This is a genomic window from Paracidovorax citrulli (assembly GCF_900100305.1).
GTDB classification, from domain to species: domain Bacteria; phylum Pseudomonadota; class Gammaproteobacteria; order Burkholderiales; family Burkholderiaceae_C; genus Paracidovorax; species Paracidovorax citrulli.
In genome coordinates this window covers 1-14,752 of the sequence record NZ_FNEY01000053.1, presented here as the reverse complement: position 1 = coordinate 14,752, position 14,752 = coordinate 1, and the positions used below count along the sequence as shown (strand labels likewise).

Below are 14,752 nucleotides of genomic sequence, written 5' to 3'. Positions count from 1 at the left end.
GCGCTGGCGGCGCTGCTGTTCGAACAGCTGGACCTGCTCGGGTGGGCAGGCCTGGGGGCTGCGGTGCGGGCGGGAGCTGCGGTCGAGCAAGCCATCGGGGCCTTCGTTGCGAAAGCGGGCCATCCACTTGTAGCCGGTGCGCAGGCTCACGCCTGCGGCTTCGCTGGCTTGGCGCATCGTCCAGTTCTGCTGGAGCACTCTGTCGACCAGAAGGGCTCGACCTGCGCGGGTCAATCGCGCATGCTTATGACTGTTCATCCGGTGTCCTGTCCTGAGTTGCTGGGGCCTGGTAACCACAGCTTCCCAGGTCGGGCCTGGATGAACAACCTATTGAGACATCACACCTAGGCCGTGTAGACACGCCGAAGGCAGTCTTGCCACCCCTTCAAGGAGACAACCCCTATGAGCATTTCCTCGTTGCCCGGACTGAACTTTCAATTGGGTGAAGACATCGACGCGCTGCGCGACGCCGTGCGGGAGTTCGCACAGGCCGAGATCGCGCCCCGCGCCGGGGAGATCGATCGGGAAGATCAGTTTCCGATGGATCTCTGGCGCAAGATGGGCGAGCTGGGAGTGCTGGGCATCACGGTTTCCGAAGCCTACGGCGGTGCGCAGATGGGCTACCTTGCCCATATGGTGGCGATGGAGGAGATTTCCCGCGCCAGCGCGTCGGTCGGGTTGTCCTACGGTGCGCACAGCAATCTGTGCGTGAACCAGATCCACCGCAACGGCTCGGAGGAGCAAAAGCGAAAGTATCTGCCAAAGCTGGTGTCCGGCGAGCATGTCGGAGCCCTGGCCATGAGCGAGCCCGGTGCGGGTTCGGATGTCATCAGCATGAAGCTCCGGGCCGAAGACAAGGGTGGCTATTACCTGCTCAACGGCAACAAGATGTGGATCACGAACGGCCCTGACGCCGATACGCTGGTGGTCTATGCCAAGACCGAGCCGGAACTTGGTGCGCGCGGCGTCACCGCCTTCCTGATCGAGAAAGGCATGAAGGGCTTCAGCATTGCGCAGAAGCTCGACAAGCTGGGCATGCGGGGTAGCCACACCGGGGAACTGGTGTTCGAGAATGTGGAGGTGCCTGCCTCCCAGGTGCTTGGCCAGGTGAACGGCGGGGCGAAGGTGCTCATGAGCGGGCTGGACTACGAACGCGCGGTGCTGACGGGCGGTCCGTTGGGCATCATGCAGGCGGTGATGGACAACGTGGTGCCCTACATTCACGACCGCAGGCAGTTCGGCCAGAGCATCGGCGAGTTCCAGCTCATCCAGGGCAAGGTGGCGGACATGTACACGGTGCTCCAGGCGGGGCGTTCCTTCGCATACACCGTGGCGAAGAATCTGGACATGCTCGGCACGGAACACGTCCGGCAGGTGCGCAAGGACTGCGCCTCTGTCATCCTGTGGTGTGCCGAGAAGGCGACGTGGATGGCCGGCGAGGGCATCCAGATCTTCGGCGGCAACGGATACATCAACGAGTATCCGCTCGGCCGTCTGTGGCGGGATGCGAAACTCTACGAGATCGGCGCCGGCACCAGCGAGATCCGCCGCATGCTGATCGGTCGGGAACTGTTCGCCGAGACCACCTGACTTTGTACAACGCTCCAGAAAGAAGCCTGATGACCGCTCCCAGTATCGATGAATTGTTCGTCCACAACCGCGCATGGGCCGCGCGGATGGAGCGGGAGCGTCCTGGCTTTTTCACGGAGCTGATGGCGCAGCAGAAGCCCCGGTACATGTGGGTGGGCTGCTCGGACAGCCGGGTGCCGGCCAACCAGATCACGGGGCTGGAGCCGGGCGAGGTGTTCGTGCACCGGAACGTGGCGAATGTGGTCGTGCCCACGGACCTGAACTGCCTCTCGACCATCCAGTACGCGGTGGACCAGTTGCAGGTGGAGCACCTGATGGTCGTGGGCCACTACGGCTGTGGTGGCGTTCGCGCGGCGCTGGAGGGCGTTCGCGTGGGACTGGCCGACAACTGGATCCGCCATGTGAAGGATGTCCGAGACCGCCACAAGGAGCTGATTGCCGCCACGCCGACGGACCTGCAGCTCGACGTGCTGTGCGAACTCAATGCCATCGAGCAGGTGGTGAACGTGGCGCAGACGACCGTGATGGCCGATGCCTGGGGCCGGGGGCAGAAGGTGACGCTGCACGGCTGGTGCTATGGCCTCAAGGATGGGCTGATCAACAACCTCCACATGACGGTGTCGGGCATCCAGGGACTGGATTCCGTGTACAAGGCGGCGATCCAGGGCGTGGCCAACCGCCTGCGGGGGTAGGTCGCCACCACTTTCCGGCAACGTGTCGATGGAGCAAGCAGCCATGTTCCCACGGCGTCTCGATTCTCCTGCCGCCTACGGCATCGCGCAGGCGATGATGGACGGCTTCGATCGCCACTACAGGCTGTTCCGTGCCGAGTCGGCGCGTGCGAAGCACCGCTTCGAGACGTCCGACTGGTCAGGCCAGCAGCGCGCGCAGCGCGAGCGCATCGAGTTCTACGACCTGCGCGTGAAGGAGTGCGTGCGCAGGCTCGAAAAGGAATTTTCCGCGGGGGCGCAGCCGATGGACGTGTGGCACCAGGTGAAGCTGCATTACATCGGCCTGCTGGTGGGGCACCGGCAGCCCGAACTGGCCGAGACGTTCTTCAATTCGGTCACGACCAAGATCCTGCACCGCACGCACTTCCACAATGATTTCATCTTCGTGCGGCCGGCCATCAGCACGGAGTACCTGGAAAACGACGAGCCCGGGGCGCGGCCGACCTACCGGGCCTACTACCCCACGCCCGAGTCGTTGCAGGAGACGCTGGTGCGTGTCGTGGACAACTTCCAGCTGCAGGGCGAGTTCGAGGATCTTGCGCGCGATGCCGGGCGTGTGGCGGAGGTGATGCGGCCGCGGCTCGGGCCGGCGAAGTGGCGTGCGAATTTCCAGATCCAGGTGCTGTCCAGCCTGTTCTATCGCAACAAGGGCGCTTACCTGGTGGGCAAGGTGATCAACGGGTTCCAGGAACTGGCTTTCGCGCTGCCCATCCTGCACGGTACCGATGGCCGCTACGTGATCGATGCGGCGCTGTTCGGCGAGGACGACCTGCAGATGCTGTTCAGCTTCGCCCGGGCCTATTTCATGGTGGACATGGAGATTCCGAGCGCGTACGTGCAGTTTCTGCGCAGCCTGATGCCCCGCAAGCCGCGGGCGGAGCTCTACAACGCCCTGGGGCTTGCCAAGCAGGGCAAGACGCTTTTCTACCGGGATTTCCTGCACCACCTGCGCTACTCGAGCGATCGCTTCCGCATCGCGCCGGGGATCAAGGGGATGGTGATGCTGGTGTTCGACCTGCCGTCGTTCCCGTTCGTGTTCAAGGTCATCAAGGATTACTACCCGCCCCAGAAGGACACCACGCGGGAGCAGATCAAGGGCAAGTACCTGCTGGTGAAGCAGCACGACCGGGTGGGCCGGATGGCGGACACGCTGGAGTACAGCGAGGTGGCCTTCCCGCGCGAGCGCTTCGAGGACGATCTGATCGCCGAGATAGAGAAATTCGCACCCAGCCAGCTGGAGATCAGCGACCGCGACGGCGACGGGAATGTCGAGGTGATCCTCAAGCACGTGTATATCGAGCGGCGGATGATTCCACTCAACATCTACCTGCAGGAGGCGTTCGATGCGGGTCCGCACGATGCGCGCGCACGGCAGCAGATGGAGCGCAGCGTGGTCGAGTACGGCAATGCGATCAAGGATCTGGTGGCGGCCAACATCTTTCCCGGCGACATGCTGTGGAAGAACTTCGGCGTCACCCGCAACGGCAAGGTCGTTTTCTACGACTACGACGAGATCGAATACCTCACCGATTGCCATTTCCGGAGGGTGCCAGCCCCGCGCAACGAAGAGGACGAGCTTTCGGGCGAGGTCTGGTGGGCCGTGGGGCCGCGCGACGTGTTCCCGGAGACTTTCGGGCCTTTCCTGCTGGGCAACGATGCCGTGCGGGAGGTGTTCATGCGCCACCATGCGGACCTGCTCGATCCGGTCTTCTGGCAATCGCACAAGGAGCGCATACAGGCCGGGCACATGTACGACGTATTTCCCTACGACCCTGAGCGGCGCTTCGGCGCCGGCACCGGTTCGCCGGCCTGACTCCCATGCCGCGCGGCGGCGGGCCTGCCCCCTGCGCTGTTCTTCACTGACCCGTACCCAGCAATTTCACAGGAGACTCCGAATGCAGCAAGATCCCATCGTCATCATCGGTGCCGCACGTACGCCCATGGGGACTTTCCAGGGCGATTTCTCGGGCCTGGCTGCCCATGACCTGGGAGGCGTGGCGATCCGTGCGGCCGTGGAGCGCGCAGGCATCGCGCCGGAGAGCGTCGGCGAGGTGCTGTTCGGCAATTGCCTGATGGCGGGGCAGGGGCAGGCGCCGGCCCGACAGGCCGGGTTCAAGGGCGGGCTGCCCAAGAGCGCCGGAGCCGTCACGTTGAGCAAGATGTGCGGTTCGGGCATGAAGGCCGCGATGTTCGCGCACGACATGCTCCTCGCAGGGACGCACGAAGTGATCGTGGCCGGCGGGATGGAGAGCATGACGAATGCGCCCTATCTGCTGCAGAAGGGCCGCGGCGGCTACCGGCTGGGCCACGACCGCATCTTCGACCACATGATGCTCGACGGGCTGGAGGACGCCTACGAGCCCGGACGCTCGATGGGTACGTTCGGCGAGGATTGCGCGGCGAAGTACGGGTTCACGCGCGAGCAGCAGGATGCATTCGCCGTGGCGAGCGTGCAGCGGGCGAAGGCGGCGACCGAATCCGGGGCGTTTGCGGCCGAGATCGCACCGGTGACCGTGAAGACGCGTGCCGGCGAGACGGTGGTGTCGGTGGACGAGGGACCGGGCAAGGTGCGGCTGGACAAGATTCCCGCGCTCAAGCCGGCGTTCAAGAAGGACGGGACCATCACGGCGGCATCGAGTTCGAGCATCAACGACGGCGCCGCGGCGCTGGTGATGGTGCGCGAGTCCACGGCCCGCCGTCTCGGCGCCGTGCCGATCGCGCGCGTCGCGGGCCATGCCATGCATGCGCAGGAGCCCAATTGGTTCACCACCGCGCCCGTGGGTGCCACGCAGAAGGCGCTGGCCAAGGCCGGCTGGAGCGTGCAGGACGTGGACCTCTGGGAGGTGAACGAAGCCTTCGCGGTGGTGCCCATGGCGCTCATGAAGGAGCTGGACGTGGCGCATGACATCGTGAACGTGAACGGCGGAGCCTGCGCGCTGGGGCACCCGATCGGAGCGAGTGGGGCCCGCATCATCGTGACCCTGATCCATGCCTTGAAGGCCCGTGGCAAGCGGCGCGGGCTGGCCACGCTGTGCATCGGCGGTGGCGAAGGCACGGCCATGGCGATCGAACTGGTGTGAGCGCTGCCGTGTCGGAGGAGCGCTCCAGCCATCCGGTGCTGGTCATCGGGGCTTCCCGGGGCATCGGCCTGGAGTTCGTGCGCCAGTACCGCGAGGCGGGGCGGCGCGTGATCGCGACGGTGCGCGACGAGGCCGGGCGCGCACGCGTGAGTGCGCTGGGAGCCGAAGTGCTGACGGTGGACGTGGCCCGGCCGGCCAGCGTGAGCGGCCTGGCCTGGCAGCTCGACGGCGAGAAGATCGGCCTGGCGCTGTATGTCGCCGGCGTGATCCGCCGCCCTGGAGCACTCACGCCGCCGACGCAGGAGGATTTCGATGCGGTGATGCATACCAACGTGCTCGGCGCGATGCAGGCGCTGCCACAGGTGGCGCCCCTGGTGGCGGAGGCCCGTGGCGTGTTCGCGTTCCTCTCGTCCTCGATGTCGCTGATCGGTGGTGTGCCCAACAGCGGGTCGTGGCTGTACCGCACGAGCAAGGCCGCGCTGAACATGGCCGTGGCGGCCGCGCAGCACGACTATCCCTGGGCGACGCTCGTCACGCTGGATCCGGGCTGGGTGCGGACGGACATGGGTGGGGCGGGAGGCGCGCTGGAGGTGACGGAGAGCGTGGAGCGCATGCGGGCCGTGCTGGAGGGGGTCACCCCGAATGACCGGGGGCGGTTGCTGCACCACGATGGAAGAAGGGCGGCGCAATGGTGAACGCCGCCCGCGCAGGGATGGTCGGGGTGGCCGTGTGAGCGTGCCGGTGTCCCATGGGGACAATCGCTTCAATCTGCTCCGGCTGGCGGCTGCCGTCGCCGTGCTGCTGTCGCATGGCGAGTTCCTCTACCGGTTGACGCTGCCGGTTCCGTTTCCCGGCCACAGCCTGGGTTCGCTGGCCGTCTATTGCTTTTTCTTCATCAGCGGCTACCTGGTCTTCCAAAGCTGGGAGCGTGAGCCCGCGCTGGGCGTTTTCTGGGTGAAGCGCGTGGCACGCATCTTTCCTGGGTTGGTCGTCGCGAGCGCGTTTTCCGTGTTCGTGGTGGGTTGGGCCATGACGCGATTGCCGACAGCGGAGTATTGGACGCATCCAGGCACGTGGCTCAATTTCTTCAACAATGCGGCGGGGATCGCGACGGTGCAGGTGCTGCCGGGCGTGTTCGAGTCCAATCCCTTCGCCAGGGCCGTGAACGGATCGCTCTGGTCGATCCGCTATGAGCTGCTGATGTATCTGCTGCTGTCGGTGGCCGGCGCGGCAGGGGGCCTGCAGCGGCGCTGGATTTTTCCGGCGGCGGCCTTGTCGATGGCGGCATGGTGGTTCCTGGCCCGGGTGGCGGGATGGGGCTTCTCGGTACCGGCGTGGCTGTCCGAGCTGTTCGGCGCTGCCGAGGTTGCAGCGCTCGGCGTGCTGTTCCTCCTGGGCTGTACCTGCGCGGCTTACCGGGTGCGCAGCCATCCGTGGATGTGGATCGTGGCTGCCTGCGGGGCCTGGACCGCGACCGCCGCCACGGCGGACTGGGGAGTGCAATCCGGGGTCTGGATGATGGTGGCGTGCGGCATCTTCTGGGCGGCGTACGCCGGGGTACGCCGCGGCCGGTGGGGCGGTTTTCCTCGGGAGGATTTCTCCTATGGCGTCTATATCTACGCTTTCCCGATACAGCAGGCGCTCACGGAGGTATGCCTGCGCCGCGGGTGGGGTTTGCCGGTCTGCCTCGCGCTCTCGCTGGTGCTGACTTTCGCCATGGCCGCCTTTTCGTGGCATGGCGTTGAAAAGCCCTGCATACGCCATGGCCGCCGCCTGGCCGAGCGCCTGCGCCGGAGCCTGCGCCCGGTGCTCCGGAACCCGGCCTCCTGAAGACGGTGCACCGCTCCTTTTTTGCGCAGCCTTTTCCCACTTTCGATCAATGACGGAGACAAAAGCATGTTGCTGACCCAGGACCAGGAGATGATCCGCGACGCGGTGCGCGAATTCGCGCAGACGGAGCTGTGGCCGCATGCGGCCCGCTGGGACAAGGAGCACCTGTTTCCCCGCGATGCGCACCGCGGCCTCGCCGCGCTGGGGGCGTATGGCATTTGCGTGCCGGAGGAGTACGGCGGCGCAGGGCTGGACTACCTGTCGCTGGCACTGGTTCTGGAGGAAATCGCGGCAGGCGACGGTGGCACGAGCACGGCGATCAGCGTGACCAACTGTCCGGTCAATGCGATCCTGATGCGCTACGGCAGCGAGGCGCAGAAGCGCCGGTGGCTCGAGCCCCTGGCGCGCGGCGAGATGCTGGGGGCTTTCTGCCTGACGGAGCCCCACGTCGGCTCGGATGCCTCGGCGCTGCGTACCACGGCGGTGCGGCATGGGGACGAATACGCCATCGACGGCGTGAAGCAGTTCATCACGAGCGGCAGGAATGGCCAGGTGGCGATCGTGATCGCGGTGACCGACCGTGCCGCCGGCAAGCGCGGCATGAGCGCATTCCTCGTGCCCACCGACACCCCCGGCTACGTCGTGGCGCGGCTGGAGGACAAGCTGGGCCAGCGCAGCAGCGATACGGCGCAGATCATGTTCGAGGGATGCCGCATCCCGGTGGAGAACCGGATCGGCGCAGAGGGCGAGGGCTACAAGATCGCGCTGGGCGCTCTGGAAGGGGGGCGCATCGGCATCGCGGCGCAGAGCGTGGGCATGGCGCGCAGCGCCTTCGACGTGGCCGTGCAGTATGCGAAGGAGCGCGAGAGTTTCGGCCAGCCGATCTTCCAGCACCAAGCCGTGGGATTCCGGCTGGCCGATTGCGCCACGCAGCTCGAGGCCGCTCGCCAGCTGATCTGGCATGCGGCGACCCTGCGGGACGCGGGGCGCCCCTGCCTGAAGGAGGCCGCCATGGCCAAGCTGTTCGCGAGCGAGATGGCCGAGCGCGTGTGCAGCGCAGCCATACAGACGCTGGGAGGGTACGGCGTGGTCAACGACTTCCCGGTAGAACGCATCTACCGCGACGTGCGCGTGTGCCAGATCTACGAGGGCACGAGCGACGTGCAGAAGATTCTCATCACCCGCGCGCTGGCCTGAGACCGGCTCGCCCGGACCGGGGCTTCAGGCCCGTGGCAGCTCCAAGGGGCCGGGGCCCTGGAGGCGTGCCGGCGCGGCGCCCAGGAACAGGCGCACGGGTGCCGTATCTCCCAGCACGGTGGCTGCGCCGCCATGCACGCGCAGCCCGGTACCTTCCGGAAGACCCACCACGTGCGCACCAGGGTTGAGCAGGCCGAACTCGCGCAGGCGCTCTTCGCGGGTTTCGCCGCGGTGCCCCGGAGGGTGCGCGTCGGTGTAGTGTGCATTGATCTGGAAGGGCACCAGGCCCAGGGCGTCGAAGCCGCCCGGGTCGGTGATGGGCATGTCATTGGTGGTGCGTATGGTCGGGCAGGCCACGTTGGAGCCGGCACTCCAGCCCAGGTAGGAGGCTTCGCCGGAGCGCACACGCGCAGCGATGGCGCCGAGCAGGCCGAGCCGCCGCAATTGGCCCAGCAGGGCGAAGGTGTTGCCGCCGCCGGTCACGATGAAGCGGGCCTGCGCTACCGCGGCGACCGGGTCGGCTGCGCGGTGTGCCGAGCGCACGTCCAATCCGAGCGGCGCGAGCGCTCCGGCCACCAGGGCCTCGTAATCGTCCCAGCCGCGCGACACGCCCGCGAAGGGCATGAATACCGCGTCGCCGTGACGGGCCTGCGCGGCGGCCCAGTCGGCGATCCATCCCCGGGCATGGGTGAGGTAGCCGGCATCGCTGCTGGAATTGCTGAGAAGCAGGAGATTCATGGTGGGGGTGTGTGAGAAAGCCGGCACATGTCCCGGGCGGGCGCGTGGGCATGGATCGATGGTGGGGTTGCGGTCCGGAGCATAGCGGCCCGGAGGGCTCGGCCTTTCTTCACCCCCGGTCCGCAATGCCTCCGCCGCCGGCGCTGCCGCGTTCGCGCAGCACCACGGTGATCTGGCCGTTGGTCTCGATGGTCGCGCGTTCGACCTCGTGCAGGTGCAGGCAGCCGCCGGCGCGCAGCGCGGCGGCGAGATCTTCCGCCGACAGCAGCTCGCGGCGCATGAGGAGCCGATCCACGCGGCCGTCTTGCACCAGGGTCTGCGGGCGACCGTCCACGAGATGGGCGAGCCGGGGAAAACGGAAGGTGAGCCTGGCGAGCACCATGTGGCAGACGATGAGCGTGGATGCCGAGATGAGCCCGCCGATCAGCGAGTTGTCGCCCGCGTTCATGGAGTTCTGCACCGCGTTCGACAGGATCAGCAGCAGCACGAGGTCGAATGGCGCGAATTGCCCTGTCTGGCGCTTGCCCGTGAGGCGCAGGAATATCAGCAGGAATGCATACACCACCACGCCGCGCAGGATGAATTCCCACCAAGGCACGCTCAGAGCCCACATTGTCGATCTCCAGGGGAAAAGGGGCCCGGCATGCATACCGCGCCGGCAGCGAGTGTGCCATCGGCGGCGCATCTGCAAGAATGCGGACCCGTTCCCATGCCGATGGTGGCCGTGTCCCGTTTCTCACCCTCTTCTTCCGACTGTCCCTGCGGGCGGCTTTCCAGCCGGCGCGCGCCGCTGTCCTATGCGGAATGCTGCGGACGGTACATCGACCACTGGGATGCGTGCCCCGCGCCCGATGCCGAAAGCCTGATGCGATCGCGCTACACGGCCTTCGTGCGGGGGAACGCGGGTTACCTGCTCGCCACCTGGGCCGCGGAGCACCGGCCTCCCTCGGTGGAGTTCGATCCGGGCGTGCGCTGGCTCGGCCTGGAGGTGCGGGAGCACCGCCCCCTGGGCGAAGACCACGCCGAGGTCGAGTTCGTGGCCCGCCAACGCGACGCCGGGGGACGCGCGCATCGCCTGCACGAGCGCAGCCGCTTCGTGCGCGAGGGCGGGCGCTGGTTCTATGTGAATGGCGAGTTTCCGCGCGGCTGATACCGCCCGCCGATGCCAACCGATGCCCATCGCTCCTGACAGCCTCTATCCCGACGCATGGCGCAGAGCGGACGGCGACGATGCCCACGCATCCGGTGCCGGACTCGATCTGGCGGTGCGGCGCCGGCTGCTGGACTCGCTCGCATCGCGGGGAGGAACTTCGGAAATTCCCGCCCTCGTGATCCCCGGTGTGTTGACCTGGCTGTACGCGCGCCATGGGACGCCTGCCGCCCACATGCTGGCGTGGTGGGGGAGCTTCCTGGTATTCGTCTGCCTGCTCCTGTTCCTGCTGCGGCGTTTCCGCCGCGATGCGGTACTGCCCGACCAGGTGGTGGTGCCGCGCTGGGAGCGGACCTTCCAGGCGATGGCCGCGTTGGACGGCGCGTTCTGGGCCGTGCCCATCGTGCTCACGCACGGCGCGCCGCTGGAGTTCCGGCTGCTGACCTACCTCGTCATCTGCGCGGTACTGGCCGTGGGAACCACCTTCCTGGCGCCGCACCCCCGGGTGTTCTTTCCATTCTTCGCGGCGATCTACGGGCCCACTCTGCTGGCCTCGGCCTGGTACTTTCCGGACCGCTGGCAGGCCATGCTGCCGTTGACGGTGCTGTATGGCGGGGTGGTCTTGCGGCATGCGTGGGGTTCGCGGCGCTTCGTCGTGCAGCAGGTGGAGATGGAGCGCCAGCGCTTGCAGCTGGCCCAGCGCTACCTTGCGGCGAAGGAGGAGGCCGAGCGCGCGCTGGAGGAGAAGAACCGCTTCCTGTCCACGGCCAGCCATGACCTGCGCCAGCCGCTGCATGCGATGGGGTTGCTGGTGGAGTCGGCGCAGCAGCGCAATGCCGACGCGGGCCTGGTGCCGGTGCTGGAGGGGATCCAGGACTGCGCCCGCTCGCTGACGTTCCTTTTCAACGCGCTGCTGGACCTGTCCCGGCTGGAGTCCGGCGCCTATGCCGTCGTCCAGGAGGATGTCCCTCTCGCGGAGGTACTGCACGACGTGTCCACGGTGTTCGGCCCGGATGCGCGCCATCGCGGCCTGCGGCTGAAGGTCTATCTGCCGCGGCGCCGGCCGGCCGTCGTGCGTGCCGATGCGGCGCTGCTGCGGCAGATGGTTTTCAACCTGGTGCAGAACGCGCTGCGCTATACGCGCGTGGGAGGCGTGCTGATCAGTGCGCGGATGCGGCGCGGGGTCTGGCGCATCGAGGTCTGGGACACCGGCCCGGGCGTGCCGCAGGAAGACCGGCACCGCATCTACGCCCCCTTCTACCGGAGCGAGGCCCGCTGGACCCAGGAAGTCGCGGGCCACGGGCTGGGACTGTCGGTGGTGGCCCGGTCGGCGCGGTTGATCGATGCGGAGTCCGGTTTCGAATCCCGGCCGGGGCGCGGTTCGTGCTTCTGGCTGGTGGTGGAGGCGGCGAAGGATGGGCCGGGGAGCTCCGATGCTCCGCCGGGGCCGGCGGTGGTTCCGGTCCCGCCGTGGCAGCGGAGACTGGGCTCGCTGTCGGGCCGTTGCCTGCTGGTCGAGGACGATCCGCAGGTGGCGCGCGCGGTGGCAGAGCTGCTCCAGTCCTGGGGGCTGCGTGTCGTGACGGCTGCGACGGCGACGCAGGCCATGGCGCATGCGGAGTCCGGCACGGCGCCTGACGTGGTGCTGTGCGATCAGCGCCTGGGCGGAGGTGAGAGCGGGTTCGACGTGCTGCGCGCCCTGCTCGTACGGTTTCCCTCCGCGCGCGGAGCGCTGGTCAGCGGCGAATACGACGCCGCCCCGCTGGCGCAGGCCGAGGAGGACGGCTATCTCGTCTTTCGCAAGCCGCTCGCGCCGGAGGCGCTGCACTCGGTGCTGGCGCGTTGGCTGGACGAGAAGTCCCGAGGCCCCGCCGCTGGCCGCGGATGTGCTGCCGGGTAAAAAAAATCCCTCCGGTGGGGTAGGGGTGCGTCCCTGTTCTTCCGACAATGCCTTGCGTCCGCGTTTTGCGGCGCTCTCACGGCAGGCCGTGCCGGTCGCTTCATCGTGTCCGGGCCACGCGCGGCCTTGCCGTTCCTCTTTATGTGGCGGCGCATCGGGTACCGGCCCTGCGGGCGCCAGGCCCGCATGCGGTAGATTCGATTGTGCTTTGCGGCGCTCCAGGCGGGCTTCGCTTTTTGGCGCGCACTTTCAACGGATCTATCTCTGCCATGCCCACCGACGCCCTGTCGCTGTCCCCTTCCACCCGGCCCGGGACGTTTCCTTCGTTCGGCGCCGTGCTGTTCGATTGCGACGGCGTGCTGGTGGACAGCGAGCCGATCACCCACCGCGTGCTGCGTGCCATGCTGGAGGAGTCCGGATGGCCGCTCACGCTCGAGGAGTGCATGCGCATCTTCATCGGCAAGGCCGTGCGCAGCGAAGCCGCCCGGATCGAGGCGGAGACGGGCCGTCCGTTGACGGACGAGTGGATGGCCCTTTTCTATGAGCGGCGCAATGCCGCGCTGGCTGCGGAGCTGGAGGCCATTGCGGGCGCGCGGCAGGCCGTGGAGGCGGCGCACGCCCGCACGTCGGGGCGCATCGCTTGCGCATCCGGCGCCGACCGGCACAAGGTGGAGCTGCAGCTTTCGAAGGTGGGACTGCTGCCGCACTTCCAGGGGCGCGTGTTCAGCGGGCACGAGATGCCCCGCACCAAGCCGGCGCCGGACGTGTACCTGGCCGCGGCCGCAGCGTTGGGGGTGGCGCCCGCCCGGTGCCTCGTCGTCGAGGACACGGTGACGGGCGTCACCGCGGGCGTGGCCGCCGGGGCTGCCGTGGTGGGCTACAGCCCGGCGGCCTGGGGCCACGACGCCGCCGAAGCCTTGCGGGCGGCAGGGGCCTTCACGGTCATCGGTTCGATGGCCGAGTTGCCGGATTTCCTGGGCAAGGCGCCGGCTTAACGGTTGCTAGAACTTCCACCATTTCTTGTTTTTCTTCGCTGGCCTTTCGTGCGTTCGGGACGCGGCGGGGGGCGGCTCCGCATTACGGTCTGCGGTGGCGTTGGCGATCGTGTCGGCAATGAGGCCGCGGTCCGTCTGCAGATCGCTCAGGTCCATGGTGCCCGGCTGGCCGAACGTGCCGGCGATCACGCTCTGGGCCAGCTGTTCGGTGGCCTGGAGCACATGGTCGCCGCAGGAATGGCCGTCGCGCTGGCGGGCGATGGGCATGCCCTGGACAGGCCCGGTGATACCCATGGCCCGCGCAGCCCTGCTGGCCAGCTGGTACTGGCGTGTGTGGACCGCGTTCCTGGCGTCCCCGGGAGAGACCAGGGAGTCGTAGTGGAATGCATTGCCGGTACGCTGGTCGATGACGAGCAGCGACCAGTGGGAGTCCGGCGCATTCACGGGCAGGAAAACGATGGGCCCGCCCCGGCCGATGATGTGGTACATGGCGTTGTTCCGTTGCTCGCTTTCCCCCTGGATCAGCTGGGTCACCAGCAGCGGGTCGGCGAAATTGAGCAAGTCCGCGCCGGGCTGGCCCCGCAATCGGTCCGCGATGGTACCGACATAGGTGATCAGGTGCTCATCGCCCAGCCACTCCTCTTCGGCCAGGGCCAATTCCTGGCCTGCCGGTGCGGAGGAATTCTGCGGAGAAGGCAGGGCGTCCACGTCGATCCGTTCGGGGCTGACCGCCGACTCGACGTCGTCATAACCATCGCCCCGCCATGGCTGCGTGACTTCCGCCGGCATATTGAGATCGAAATCGCGGGTCGAATACGCGCCTTCGTTCAGGGATGAAAGATCGCCGAATGTGGAGGTGGAGTTCTGCGGATACTGTGGCGTCGAGGGTTCGTGGTGGCGCCGCACTTCTGCCGAGAATCCAGAAAAGAACGAATCGCCGGGTGGAGCGTATTGCTGCCCGTGATAGGGGTTGTAGTAGGGGTCGTAATAGAGGGAAGCCTCGCTGGATGCGGGGGTGGCGGGAGGGTACTGGGGCGTCGGGGGCTCGTAGTGGCGGCGCACTTCTCCCGAGAATCCGGAAAAGAACGAATCACCGGGTGGAGCATAGGGCTGTCCGTAGTAATAGGGAGCGTGGTAGGGGCCGGCTTCGCTGAAGGCCGGGGCAGCGGGCGGGTACTGGGGCGTCGAGGGTTCCCCCCGCGTCAGAATAGTTGTCGCCTCGATAGGACTCCGGTGTTCGGAGTTCATGAAGGTAGTAGGAGGCTGTGTAGTTGTGGTCGAAGGTCTGCGTGGTGGGCAACGCGAAGCGTTGTCCACGGCAAGCGGGCCGGTGCGCGCAGCGCATCGTCCACAAATGCACAGCCTTGCAGGTGCCTTCAGGCGCCGGCCCGCTGCCGTGTGTTTCACCCCGGGGGCGAAGAGCGAGAAGCCAGTTGGCACGATACGGACAAGCATTCAAAGACAGAGCGGTGGGCAGGTTGCTGCCACCGCACAGCGCCACGCCCGACGAGCTGGCGCGTGAGATCGGCGTGAGTGCCAGC

14 protein-coding genes are annotated in these 14,752 nt (G+C 67.2%); 10 read left to right on the top strand and 4 right to left on the bottom strand.

All coding sequences use genetic code 11. From position 1 onward, the window contains the following. The coding region (locus BLR99_RS21740; RefSeq protein ID WP_139160200.1) for a leucine zipper domain-containing protein at window positions 1-258 on the bottom strand (258 nt) is incomplete at its 3' end. A 144-nt stretch (window positions 259-402) separates the two neighbouring features. On the opposite strand from BLR99_RS21740, the gene BLR99_RS21735 reads away from it, so the two are divergent. From BLR99_RS21735 to BLR99_RS21705, 7 genes are all read left to right on the top strand, one after another. Next, entirely contained in the window at window positions 403-1,590 is a 1,188-nt protein-coding gene (locus tag BLR99_RS21735) for an isovaleryl-CoA dehydrogenase (RefSeq protein WP_011797382.1), read from the top strand. Between the two features lie 29 nt (window positions 1,591-1,619). Further along, the gene (gene can / locus BLR99_RS21730; RefSeq protein WP_011797381.1) at window positions 1,620-2,282 is read left to right on the top strand and encodes a carbonate dehydratase; all 663 of its coding nucleotides are present in this window, start codon (window positions 1,620-1,622) and stop codon (window positions 2,280-2,282) included. A 43-nt stretch (window positions 2,283-2,325) separates the two neighbouring features. After that, window positions 2,326-4,134 carry a bifunctional isocitrate dehydrogenase kinase/phosphatase gene (gene aceK / locus BLR99_RS21725; RefSeq protein ID WP_011797380.1) on the top strand — a complete coding sequence of 603 codons (1,809 nt, stop codon included), beginning with the start codon at window positions 2,326-2,328 and terminating at the stop codon, window positions 4,132-4,134. An 82-nt stretch (window positions 4,135-4,216) separates the two neighbouring features. Further along, window positions 4,217-5,401 carry an acetyl-CoA C-acyltransferase gene (locus tag BLR99_RS21720; RefSeq protein WP_011797379.1) on the top strand — a complete coding sequence of 395 codons (1,185 nt, stop codon included), beginning with the start codon at window positions 4,217-4,219 and terminating at the stop codon, window positions 5,399-5,401. Continuing rightward, window positions 5,398-6,096, top strand: coding sequence for an SDR family oxidoreductase (locus BLR99_RS21715; protein WP_228193943.1), 699 nt, complete (start codon window positions 5,398-5,400; stop codon window positions 6,094-6,096). The genes BLR99_RS21720 and BLR99_RS21715 overlap by 4 nt, the downstream gene beginning before the upstream one ends. 34 nt (window positions 6,097-6,130) lie before the next feature. Continuing rightward, complete coding sequence (locus BLR99_RS21710; RefSeq protein WP_017438491.1) at window positions 6,131-7,231, top strand: acyltransferase family protein; 1,101 nt, start codon at window positions 6,131-6,133, stop codon at window positions 7,229-7,231. A gap of 66 nt (window positions 7,232-7,297) precedes the next feature. Continuing rightward, window positions 7,298-8,428, top strand: a complete 1,131-nt coding sequence (locus BLR99_RS21705; protein WP_017438490.1) for an acyl-CoA dehydrogenase family protein — start codon at window positions 7,298-7,300, stop codon at window positions 8,426-8,428. Between the two features lie 24 nt (window positions 8,429-8,452). On the opposite strand, the gene pepE is transcribed toward BLR99_RS21705, so the two are convergent. Together pepE and BLR99_RS21695 are read right to left on the bottom strand one after the other, a co-directional pair. After that, window positions 8,453-9,166 carry a dipeptidase PepE gene (gene pepE / locus BLR99_RS21700; protein ID WP_011797375.1) on the bottom strand — a complete coding sequence of 238 codons (714 nt, stop codon included), beginning with the start codon at window positions 9,164-9,166 and terminating at the stop codon, window positions 8,453-8,455. Window positions 9,167-9,275: 109 nt separating this feature from the next. Beyond that, window positions 9,276-9,779 carry a DUF421 domain-containing protein gene (locus BLR99_RS21695; RefSeq protein WP_011797374.1) on the bottom strand — a complete coding sequence of 168 codons (504 nt, stop codon included), beginning with the start codon at window positions 9,777-9,779 and terminating at the stop codon, window positions 9,276-9,278. A gap of 96 nt (window positions 9,780-9,875) precedes the next feature. Between BLR99_RS21695 and BLR99_RS21690 the strand changes: the two genes are divergently transcribed. From BLR99_RS21690 to BLR99_RS21680, 3 genes are all read left to right on the top strand, one after another. Then, complete coding sequence (locus BLR99_RS21690) at window positions 9,876-10,316, top strand: YchJ family protein (protein WP_017438488.1); 441 nt, start codon at window positions 9,876-9,878, stop codon at window positions 10,314-10,316. Between the two features lie 22 nt (window positions 10,317-10,338). Next, on the top strand, window positions 10,339-12,216 hold the full coding sequence (locus BLR99_RS21685; protein WP_017438487.1) for an ATP-binding response regulator: 1,878 nt from the start codon (window positions 10,339-10,341) through the stop codon (window positions 12,214-12,216). Between the two features lie 269 nt (window positions 12,217-12,485). Next, the gene (locus BLR99_RS21680; RefSeq protein ID WP_011797371.1) at window positions 12,486-13,211 is read left to right on the top strand and encodes an HAD family hydrolase; all 726 of its coding nucleotides are present in this window, start codon (window positions 12,486-12,488) and stop codon (window positions 13,209-13,211) included. Window positions 13,212-13,217: 6 nt separating this feature from the next. On the opposite strand, the gene BLR99_RS22335 is transcribed toward BLR99_RS21680, so the two are convergent. After that, the gene (locus BLR99_RS22335) at window positions 13,218-14,459 is read right to left on the bottom strand and encodes a Ulp1 family isopeptidase (RefSeq protein ID WP_160298150.1); all 1,242 of its coding nucleotides are present in this window, start codon (window positions 14,457-14,459) and stop codon (window positions 13,218-13,220) included. Window positions 14,460-14,752: the final 293 nt, after the last annotated feature.

Bases quoted from the DNA above. Each gene is read 5' to 3' on its own strand.
- BLR99_RS21735 (WP_011797382.1), top strand. From the start codon at position 403: ATGAGCATTTCCTCGTTGCCCGGACTGAACTTTCAATTGGGTGAAGAC.
- can (WP_011797381.1), top strand. From the start codon at position 1,620: ATGACCGCTCCCAGTATCGATGAATTGTTCGTCCACAACCGCGCATGG.
- aceK (WP_011797380.1), top strand. From the start codon at position 2,326: ATGTTCCCACGGCGTCTCGATTCTCCTGCCGCCTACGGCATCGCGCAG.
- BLR99_RS21720 (WP_011797379.1), top strand. From the start codon at position 4,217: ATGCAGCAAGATCCCATCGTCATCATCGGTGCCGCACGTACGCCCATG.
- BLR99_RS21705 (WP_017438490.1), top strand. From the start codon at position 7,298: ATGTTGCTGACCCAGGACCAGGAGATGATCCGCGACGCGGTGCGCGAA.
- pepE (WP_011797375.1), bottom strand. From the start codon at position 9,166: ATGAATCTCCTGCTTCTCAGCAATTCCAGCAGCGATGCCGGCTACCTC.
- BLR99_RS21695 (WP_011797374.1), bottom strand. From the start codon at position 9,779: ATGTGGGCTCTGAGCGTGCCTTGGTGGGAATTCATCCTGCGCGGCGTG.
- BLR99_RS21690 (WP_017438488.1), top strand. From the start codon at position 9,876: ATGCCGATGGTGGCCGTGTCCCGTTTCTCACCCTCTTCTTCCGACTGT.
- BLR99_RS21685 (WP_017438487.1), top strand. From the start codon at position 10,339: ATGCCCATCGCTCCTGACAGCCTCTATCCCGACGCATGGCGCAGAGCG.
- BLR99_RS21680 (WP_011797371.1), top strand. From the start codon at position 12,486: ATGCCCACCGACGCCCTGTCGCTGTCCCCTTCCACCCGGCCCGGGACG.
- BLR99_RS22335 (WP_160298150.1), bottom strand. From the start codon at position 14,459: ATGAACTCCGAACACCGGAGTCCTATCGAGGCGACAACTATTCTGACG.